General features: G+C 77.4%; 1 protein-coding gene. It reads right to left on the bottom strand.

The features are described from left to right. Positions 1 to 2: 2 nt before the first annotated feature. Complete coding sequence (locus ACTEI_RS16615; protein ID WP_164465993.1) at positions 3 to 10,187, bottom strand: non-ribosomal peptide synthetase; 10,185 nt, start codon at positions 10,185 to 10,187, stop codon at positions 3 to 5. Between the last annotated feature and the right edge of the window lie 71 nt (positions 10,188 to 10,258).

Below are 10,258 nucleotides of genomic sequence, written 5' to 3'. Positions count from 1 at the left end.
CTTCATCGAGGGTCGCTCTCGCCGGCGGCCAGCTGCTCGAGCTCGCGCAGGACGTGGTCCTCCACGAGTTCGGCGAGGGCAGCGACGGTGCGGGCGGTCAGAACGTCGTGCGGGCTGATCGGGACGCCGAAGGCGGCGGCGGCGCGGGAGGCGACGAGCATCCCGGCGATCGAGTCGCCGCCCAGATCGAGGAAGTCGTCGAGCACACCGACGCTCTCGGCGCCGAGCACGGCGCGGTAGATGTCGGCGATCGCCGCCTCGGCGTCGGTGCGCGGAGGCACGTGCTCGACGGTGGGCGCGCCCGCCCACCGCGGCGCCGGCAGGGCGGCGCGGTCCAGCTTGCCGTTCGGGCTCAGCGGGAGCTGTTCGAGCGGTACGAACATCGCCGGGACCAGCGCGGCGGGCAGTTCGGCGGCGAGATGGTCGCGCCAGGCGGCGGTCTGCGGCCCGGCGCCGCCGGCCGGCACCACGTAGGCGACCAGGCGGTCCTCGCGGGCCAGCACCGCCGCCTGCGCCACGCCGGGGTGCCGGCGCAGCACCGCCTCGATCTCACCCAGCTCGATCCGCACGCCCCGGACCTTGACCTGGTCGTCGGTGCGGCCGAGGAACTCCAGCACCCCGTCCGCGGTCCACCGGGCCAGATCGCCGGTGCGGTACATCCGCTGCCCCGGCGGCCCGTACGGGTCGGCGACGAACCGTTGCGCGGTCAGCCCCGGGCGGTGCAGGTAGCCGCGGGCCAGCTGGATCCCGGCCAGGTACAGCTCGCCGGGGACTCCGGGCGGCGCCGGCTGCAGGGCGGCGTCCAGCACGTACGCGCGGGTGTTCCACACCGGCCGCCCGATCGGCACGCCGGCGGCCCGGCCGGCCGGGTCGCACCGGTGGTGGGTGACGTCGACGGCGGCCTCGGTGGGGCCGTACAGGTTGTGCAGCTCGGCCGGGAGCAGGGCGGCGAACGCGGTGGCGAGGTCGCCGGGCAGCGCCTCGCCGCTGCAGATCACCCGGCGCAGCCCGGTGCAGCCGGCCGCGGCCGCGTCGGCCAGGAACGCCCGCAGCATGGACGGCACGAAGTGCACGGTGGTGACGCCCTCGTCGCGGATCAGCCGGGCCAGGTACGCGGGATCGCGGTGCCCGTCCGGGCGGGCCACGACCAGGCGGGCGCCGGTCAGCAGCGGCCAGAAGAACTCCCACACCGACACGTCGAAGGTGGCCGGGGTCTTCTGCAGCACCACGTCGTGCCGGTCGAGCCGGTACTCGTGCTGCATCCAGCGCAGCCGGTTGACGATGCCGTGGTGCGGCACGGCCACGCCCTTGGGGCGGCCGGTGGAGCCGGAGGTGTAGATGACGTACGCCGGATGGGCCGGGCGCAGCGCCGCACGCCGGTCGGCGTCGGTGACAGCGTGCTCGGCGCCGCGCGCGTCGCGTACCGGCTCCGGCCGGTCGAGCACCAGCACCGGGCGGGCGTCGTCCAGCATGAACCGGATCCGCGCGGCGGGCAGCCCCGGGTCCACCGGCAGGTACGCGGCGCCGGTCTTGAGCACCGCGACCAGCGCGACGACCAGCTCCAGCGAGCGCGGCAGGGACACCGCGACGCACCGTTCCGGTCCGGCGCCGGCCGCCACCAGGTCCCGGGCCAGGCGGTTGGACCAGCGGTCGAGTTCGGCGTACGACACGGTGTCCGCGCCGAAGGTGACCGCCGGGGCGGCCGGGGTGCGCCGGGCCTGTTCGGCCAGCAGGTCGACCAGGGTGGCCGGGGACTGCGGGCGATCGGTGTCGTTCCCGGCGCGCAGCACCGCGTCCCGCTCGCCGGGGGTGAGCATCGGCAGCCGCCCGATCGGGCGGTCCGGGTCGTCGGCGATCGCGATCAGCAGCTGGCGCAGGTGGGTGGCGAGCCGGTGGGCGGTCGCCCGGTCGAAGCAGTCCGGGTCGTAGCAGAGCGTCAGGGTGAGCCGCTCGCCCGGGTACGCCATCAGGCTCAGCGGGAAGCTGGTGGTCTCCACGGCGGCCAGCTCGCGCAGCCGCAGCCGGTGCGCGCGGGCGATGTCGTCGTCGATCGGGTAGTTCTCGAACACCACGATGCTGTCGAACAGCGCGGCGTCGGCGGGCAGGTCGCTGAACGACCGCAGCCGGGCCAGCGGCACGTGCTCGTGCTGCCGGGCCTCGGTCTGGGCGGTCTGCAGGGCCCGCAGCCATCCGGCCGTGCCGGCGGCGCCGTCGACGGCGGCGCGCACCGGCAGGGTGTTGATGAACAGGCCGGTGCTCGTCTCGGCCCCGGGCAGCGTGGCCGGCCGGCCGGACACGGTGGCGCCGAAGCAGACGTCGCGGTGGCCGCTGTAGCGGGCCAGCAGGATCGCCCAGGCACCCTGGACCAGGGTGTTCATGGTGAGCCGGTGGGTGCGGGCGACCTGGTGCAGCCGCTGTGCGGCGGCGGCGTCCAGCTCCACGGCGCAGCGCCGCGCCGACCGGCCGCGGTGGGCGTGCGCCGGCGCCCGGTCGTACGGCAGCGGCGTGGGCGCGGCGAACCCGGCCAGCACCCGGCGCCAGTGCTCGTCGGCCGGGCCGTCGTCCTGCCCGGCGAGCCAGGCGACGTAGTCGCGGAACGGCCGCCGGACCGGCAGCGCGACCGGTTGCCCGGCGCGCAGCGACGCGTGGCAGGCGAACACGTCGGACAGCACCTGGAAGGCGCTCCAGCCGTCCAGCAGCAGGTGATGGAAGGTCCACACCACCTGCACCTCGGTGGCCGAGAGCCGGGCCAGCGTCAGCCGTTGCAGCGGCGGCCGGGTCAGGTCCAGCCCGGCGGCGCGGTCCTCGTCGAGCAGCCGCCGCAGCCGGTCCGGGCGCTCCGGCGCCGGCACGCCGGTCCAGTCCCTATGGGTGACCGGCAGCCGGGCGCGGTGGTGCACCAGCTGGACCGGTTCGGCGAGCTGGTCCCAGGCGACCGCGCTGCGCAGCACCGGGGTGCGGTCCACCACGTGCTGCCAGGCCTCGGCCAGCCACCCGGGGTCGTCGACGCCGTCCAGCACGAACGTGGTCTGTTGCAGGTAGACCCCGTCGGCGGCCGGGTCGAGGCCGTGGAAGAGCATCCCCGCCTGCATCGGGGTGAGCGGGTAGATGTCGGCCACCTCCGCGCCGGTCCCGGCGAGCCGGTCGACGGCCGCCTGGTCGAGCCGGGCGAGCGGGAAGTCCGACGGGGTACGGCCACCGGCGCCGGCGCAGTGCGTGACGATCGCGCGCAGCGCCGCGCACATCCGCTCGGCGAGGCCGGCCACGGTCTCCCGGCGGTGCCGGTTGCGGCCGTACGACCAGGTCAGCTCCAGCTGCCCGGCGGTGACCTGGCCGACGACCTGGAGCAGGTGGGTGCGCGGCGCGGCCGGGTCGTCGTCCAGCTCCAGCCCGTACGGGGCGGCCCGGCACACGCCGTCGCCGAGCGGCAGCTGCATCCGGCCCAGGTAGTTGAAGCTGATCCGGGGCCGGTTGCCGGCGCCGGTCGCGCGGTGCCGGGCGCCGTGCCCGATCCCGCGCCGGGGTACCGCGCGCAGCTGCTCCTTGACCGATTTCAGCGCCGCCGCCCAGCCCGGTGCGCCCGGCCATTCCAGGGCGACCGGGTAGATGGTGGTGAACCAGCCGACGGTGCGCGACAGGTCCACCCCGTCGAGGATCTCCTCCCGGCCGTGGCCCTCCAGGTCGACGGCGGTGCGGCGGCGCCCGGTCCACTCGTGCAGGGTCGCCGCCAGCGCGGTCAGCAGCACGTCGTTGACCTGCGTCCGGTACGCCCGGGGCACCTGCCGCAGCAGCGCCGTGGTCTCGGCCGGGGTGAGCCGTACGGTGACCGTCGCGGTGTCGGCGACCGTGTCCGGCCCGTCGGCGTCGACCGGCAGCGCGGTCTCCGCCGTGGCGGTGGCCGCCCAGTGCGCCCGTTCGTCGTCGAAGCCGCCGGCCCGGCCGTGCTCGGCCAGGAGCCGGGCCCAGTGGGTGAACGGCGTGGTCGGCTCGGGCAACCGGACCGGTTCGCCGGCGGCCGCCTGCCGGTACGCCTGCTGCAGGTCGGCGACCAGCAACCGCCAGGAGACCGCGTCCACCACCAGGTGATGGACGGCCAGCAGCAGGACCGGCGGGCCGGCTGCGCCGGTGAACAGGGTGGCGCGCAGCAGCGGCCCGCGCGCCGGGTCGAGCGCGCCGTGCGCGCGCCGGGCCGCGTGCAGCAGCGCCGGCATCCCCGGCGCGGGCGGCGCCGGGCAGCGCGCCAGCCGGACCGCCTCGATCGGCCCGGTCTCCTGCCGCCACCCGGCGGCGGTGCGGCTGAACCGGGCGCGCAGCGCCTCGTGGTGGCGCGGCAGGGCGTCCAGGGCCGCCCGCAGCGCCTGCTCGTCGGCGTCCGGCGCCAGCTGCAGGGCCAGGCACTGGTCGAAGTGGCCGGGGTCGGCCGGGCGGGTGTCGAACAGCCACCGCTGAATCGGGGTGAGCGGGGTGTCGCCGCCGGCCGGCGCGACCGGCCGGGCCGCGGCGGCCGGGCGCAGGTCCAGCGCGCCGGCCAGCGCCGCGATGCTCTGGTGCTCGAACAGGTCGCGGGCGGTCAGGGTGAGCCCGGCGGCCCGGGCCCGGGAGACGACCTGGATGCTGAGGATGGAGTCGCCGCCGAGCTCGAAGAAGTTGTCCTCGACGCCGACCCGGGGCACGCCGAGCACGTCCGCCCAGATCCTGGCGAGCACGGTCTCGGCGTCGGTGCGCGGGGCCAGGTACGGCGCCGCGGCGGCGCCCGGGTCGGGCGCGGGCAGGGCGGCGCGGTCGAGTTTGCCGTTCGGGCCGACCGGCAGCGCGTCGAGGAACACGAACGCCGCCGGGATCATGTAGTCGGGCAGTTCGGCGGCCAGCCGCTCGCGCAGCCGGCCGGCGTCGCGGGGCTGCCCGGCGGCCGGCACCACGTAGGCGACCAGGCGGCGAGCGCCGGACGGGTCGTCGCGGGCGACGACGGCGGCGCGCCGGATCCCGGCCTGCCGGGTGAGCGCGGCGGCGATCTCGCCCGGCTCGATCCGGAAGCCGCGGATCTTCACCTGCTCGTCGGCGCGGCCGAGGAACTCCAGGTGCCCGCCGGTCCAGCGGACGACGTCGCCGGTGCGGTACATCCGGTCGCCGGGCGCGCCGAACGGGTCGGCCACGAAGCGCTGCGCGGTCAGGCCGGGGCGGCGCAGGTAGCCGCGGGCCAGTCCGGCGCCGGACACGTACAGCTCGCCCGGCACGCCGACCGGCACCGGCCGCAGCCGGGGGTCGAGCACGTACACCCGGGTGTTCGGCAGCGGCGTGCCGATCGGCGGCACGCCGCCCGGGCTCAGCGGCCCGCTCCAGGTGGACACCACGGTGCACTCGGTCGGCCCGTACGCGTTGATCATGCGGCGGCCCGGCGCCCAGCGGGCGACCAGGTCGGGGCCGCAGGCGTCGCCGCCGACCACGACGCAGCGGAAGTCGGGCAGGCGCGCGTCATCGGGCACGGTGGCCAGCGCGGCCGGCGGGACCAGCGCGTGGGTGATCCGGTTGTCGGCGAGCACCCGGGCCAGCCGGTCGCCGAGCAGCGGCCCCTCCGGGGGCACGACCAGGGCGGCCCCGGCCGGCAGGGACATGCACAGCTCCAGCACGGACGCGTCGAAGCTGGGCGAGGCGAACTGCAGCACCCGGTCGCCGGGGCGTACCCGCAGGTGGGCGATCTCGGCGGCCGAGAAATTGGCCAGCCCGCGGTGGGAGACCACGACGCCCTTGGGCCGGCCGGTCGAGCCGGAGGTGTAGATGACGTAGGCCGGATGGTCCGGCCGCAGCGGCGCGGTCCGGTCCCGGTCGTCCAGGTCGGCGCCGGACAGCCGGTCCAGCGCGGCGGCGGTCGCCGGGTCGTCGAGCAGCAGCGTGGGCGCCGCGTCCGTGCCGGGCAGCCGGTCGGTGAGCCCGGTCAGAGTCAGCACCAGCGCCGGCGCCGCGTCCCGCAGCATCAGCTCGATCCGGGACCGTGGGTAGGCCGGGTCGACCGGCAGGAACGCCGCGCCGGCCTGGACGACGGCCAGCTGAGCGACCACGATCGGCACCGAGCGCGGCAGCAGCAGCGCGACCAGCCGTTCCGGCCCGGCGCCCCGGGCGGCCAGGAGGCGGGCCAGCCGGTTGACCCGTGCGCGCAGGGTGGCGTAGTCGAGGGTCGCCGCGCCGGCCACCAGAGCGGTCCGGTGCGGGGTGCGGTCGGCCTGCCGGGTGAACAGCCGCGGCAGGGTCTCGGCGACCACCGGCCGGGCGGTGTCGTTGCGGGTGATCAGCAGGTCGGCGCGCTCGGCCGCGGTCAGCAGGTCGGCGGCGCCGACGGCGGCCGCCGGGTCGGCGGTGACCACGTCGAGCAGGCGGATCAGGTGGCCGGCGAGCCGGGCGGCGGCGCCGGCGGTGAACCGGGCGCTGTGGTACTCCAGCGCGAGGGTCAGTCCGGCGCCGCGCGGCAGGAACTCGAAGACCAGGTCGAAGCGCGCGTGCGGGCGCGGCAGGTCCTGCTCGGTGATCCGCAGCGGTCCGGCGCGGCGGGTGGCGGCCAGGTCCTGTTGCAGCACCACGACGGCGCGCACCGGCGGGGCGCCGCCGTCGCGGCCGGCCGGCAGGCTGGCCACCAGCCGGTCGAACGGCACGTCGTGGGTGAAGGCGTCGAGCACCGTCTCGCGGGCGGCCGCGACGAGCGTGTCGAACCCCTGCTCGGGATCGACCGTGCCGCGCAGCACCAGGGTGTTGACGAAGAAGCCGACGACCCGGTCGAGCTCGGCGCGCTCGCGCCCGGAGGTGACCGTGCCGAGCACGATGTCGCGCTGGTTGCTGTACCGCGCCAGCAGCGCCTGCACCGCGGCGACCAGGACCATGAACGGCGTCGCGCCGTGCCGCCGGGCCACGGCCGCCAGCCGGGCCACCAGTTCGTCCGGCAGCGGCACGCGGTGCACGCCGCCCGCGGTGCCCGGCCCGGCCGTGGCGGGGCGGTCGGTGGGAAGTTGCAGCTGTTGCGCGCCGGCCAGGCGGGTCCGCCAGTACTCCAGCCGGCTCTCGAGCAGCGGCTCGGTCAGCTGTTCGCGCTCCCACTGGGCGAAGTCGGCGTAGTCCAGGCCCGGCTCGCCGAGCCCGGCCGGGACCCCGCGCACCGCGGCGTCGTAGAGCTGCGCGAACTCACTGCACAGCACCCGCACCGACCAGCCGTCGGTGACGATGTGGTGCTGGGCCAGCAGCAGCACGTGCTCGTGCTCGGCCAGCGCGATCAGCGTCGCCCGGCCCAGCGGGCCCCGGCACAGGTCGAAGGGGCGGCTGAGCTGCTCGGCCAGCAGCCGGTCGAGGGCGGCGTCGCGCTCGTCGGCGGGGACGTCGCCGAGGTCGGCGACGTGCAGCGGAAGGTCACCGCGCTCGGCGATCACCTGCCGGCCGGCCCCGTCGTCACCGGCGACGAAGGTGGTGCGCAGCGACTCGTGCCGGGCGGCGAGGGCGCTCAGGGCGGTACGCAAGGCGGCCGGGTCGAGCGGGCCGCGCAGCCGCAGGCCGACCCCGGTGACGTACTCGGTGCTCCCGCTGTGCAGCTGTTCGTGCAGCCACAGCCGCCGCTGGTGGGACGACAGCGGCAGCGGCCCGGTCCGGTCGGCGCGCCGGATCGGGGCCGCCGGGGCGTCGCCGGCCGCGTCGGCGAGCCGGGCGGCGAGGGCGGCCACGGTGCGGGCGTCGAACGCGGCGCGGGTGGGCAGCCGCACACCGGTGACCGCCTGCAGCCGGGACAGGGCGCGCACGGCCAGGATGGAGTCGCCGCCGAGCGCGAAGAAGTCGTCGTCGCGGCCGACCCGCGCGACGCCGAGGACCTCGGCCCAGAGCCCGGCGACGGTCTGCTCGGCGCCGGGGCGCGGGGCGACGTACTCGTCGTCGGCGGTGGCGAAGGTGGGTGCGGGCAGGGCCCGCTGGTCGAGCTTGCCGTTCGGGCCGACCGGCAGTTCCGGTACGGCGACGAACCCGGCGGGCACCATGTGCGCGGGCAGGACGTCGGCCGCGTACGCGCGCAGCCCGGCCGGGTCGGCGCCGTCCGGGCGCGTGGGCACCACGTACGCGATCAGCTGTTTGACGCCGGGGCGGTCCTCCCGGACCACCACGGCCGCCCGGGCGACGCCGTCGTGGCCGGCCAGCACGCCGGCGATCTCGCCGGGCTCGATCCGGAAGCCGCGGATCTTCACCTGGTCGTCGGCGCGCCCGAGGTACTCCAGCTGCCCGTCGGCGGCCCGGCGCACCAGGTCGCCGGTGCGGTACATCCGGGCGCCGGGCGGGCCGTACGGGTCGGCCACGAACCGCTGCGCGGTCAGCCCCGGACGGCGCAGGTACCCGCGGGCCAGGCCGTGGCCCGCGACGTACAGCTCGCCGGGCACCCCGTCGGGCACCGGGCGCAGCCGGGCGTCCAGCACGTAGGCGGCGGTGTTCGGCAGCGGCCGGCCGATCGGCGGCGTCCCGCCCGGGCTCAGCGGACCGGTCCAGGTGGCCACCACGGTCGTCTCGGTGGGCCCGTACGCGTTGATCATGCGGCGGCCGCCGGCCCACCGCTCGACCAGGCCGGCGTCGCAGGCCTCGCCGCCGACCAGCAGGGTGCTCAGCGCCGGGACGGCGGCCGGGTCGGGCACGGTGGCCAGCGCGGCCGGCGGGATCAGCGCGTGGGTGATCCGCTCGGCGGCCAGGACCTCGGCGAGCGGCTCCCCCACCGACGCGCCGGGCGGCGGCGCCACCAGCGTGGCGCCGCCCGGCAGGGCCAGGCCGAGTTCCAGCACGGAGGCGTCGAAGCTGGGCGAGGCGAACTGCAGCACCCGATCCCCCGGCCCGGCCCGCAGGTGCTCCGCCTCGGCCGCGGCGAAGTCGGCGAACGCGGCATGGGAGATCACCACCCCTTTCGGTACGCCGGTCGATCCGGACGTGAAGATCACGTACGCCGGGTGGGCCGGGCACAGCGGGCCCCGGCGGTCGGCGTCGGTCAGCGGCCGGCCGGGCGTCGCGGCGAGCGCCGCCAGCACGTCCGGGTCGTCCAGGATCAGCGGGTCGCGCCCGGCCACGGCGGCGGCGGTGTCACCGCGGGCCACGGTGACCACCGGCCGCGCGTCGTCGAGCATCAGCGCGATGCGCCGCGCCGGGTACGCCGGGTCCACCGGCAGGAACGCCGCGCCCGCCTTGCCCACGGCCAGCTGCGCCACGGTGATGTCGGCCGACCGGGGCAGCGCCAGCGCGACCACGGTCTCCGGGGCGGCGCCGCGGGCCACCAGCAGCCGGGCCAGCCGGTTCGCCCGCTCGTCCAGGGTGGCGTAGTCGAGCGTGGTGTCGCCGGCCACCACCGCGGGCCGGTCCGGCGTGCGGCGCGCCTGCGCCTCGACGAGTTGCGGCCAGGTGGCCGCGGTGACCGGCCGGTCCGGTCCGCGGGCCGCGGCCAGGGCGTCGCGCCGCTCCGCGTCGGTCAGGATGTCCACCTCGGCCACCGGCCGCCCCGGATCGGTGGCGGCCACCGTGAGCACCCGGGCCAGGTGCCCGGCGAGGCGCTGGACGGCCGCGTCGCCGAGCCGGTCGGTGCGGTACTCCAGGACCGGCTGGCCGGCGGAGCCGGCGGCCGCGGTGTGCACGACCAGCGCGGTGTGCGGGGTGCGCGGCGGCCGGCCGCGGTCGGCGACCACGACCCGGGCCAGGTCCGGGGACAGCCCGAGCCGCTGGGTCAGGACGGCGAACGGCCGCTCGGTGTGCGGCGCGGCCGCGGCGTGCCCGGCACGGACCGCGCCGACCAGATCGGCGAGCGTGGTGGCGCCCGCCTCCGGGCGCAGCGGGACCAGATCGGCGCCGCGGGCGGCGGCCGGGGTCACCACGGCGATGTCCTGACCGGCGGCGTAGCGGGTGAGCACCAGGTGCAGGGCGGCGGCGCAGACGTGCAGCGGGCCGGCGCCGCGGTCGGTGGCGAGCCGGCGCAGGCGCTCGACCACCTCGGGTGGCAGGGCGCAACGGACGCGCTGCCAGGTGCCCGGGCCGGGTGGCCCGGGCACGTGGCCCGGCAGCGGGGGCGGCACGACCCCGGCGCTCCACGCCCTCCAGTAGTCGGTCTGCTCCCGCGGGTCGGCCGGGGGGCGCCCCGGCTCCTGTCGCACCCGCTTCTGCTGGGGGATGGCGGCCGGCACCAACCGATGTTTCGTCAAGTCGCTCAAACCTTTCGGACACGGCAACTAAAAAATCCGGTGCGTGCATCCCCGTGCTACCGGTCGTGAAT

It is taken from the genome of Actinoplanes teichomyceticus ATCC 31121, from assembly GCF_003711105.1.
In the GTDB taxonomy this organism is placed as follows: Bacteria; Actinomycetota; Actinomycetes; order Mycobacteriales; family Micromonosporaceae; genus Actinoplanes; species Actinoplanes teichomyceticus.
Note: the sequence above shows the minus strand (reverse complement) of the source record. Positions and strands in the feature narration are given on the sequence as shown.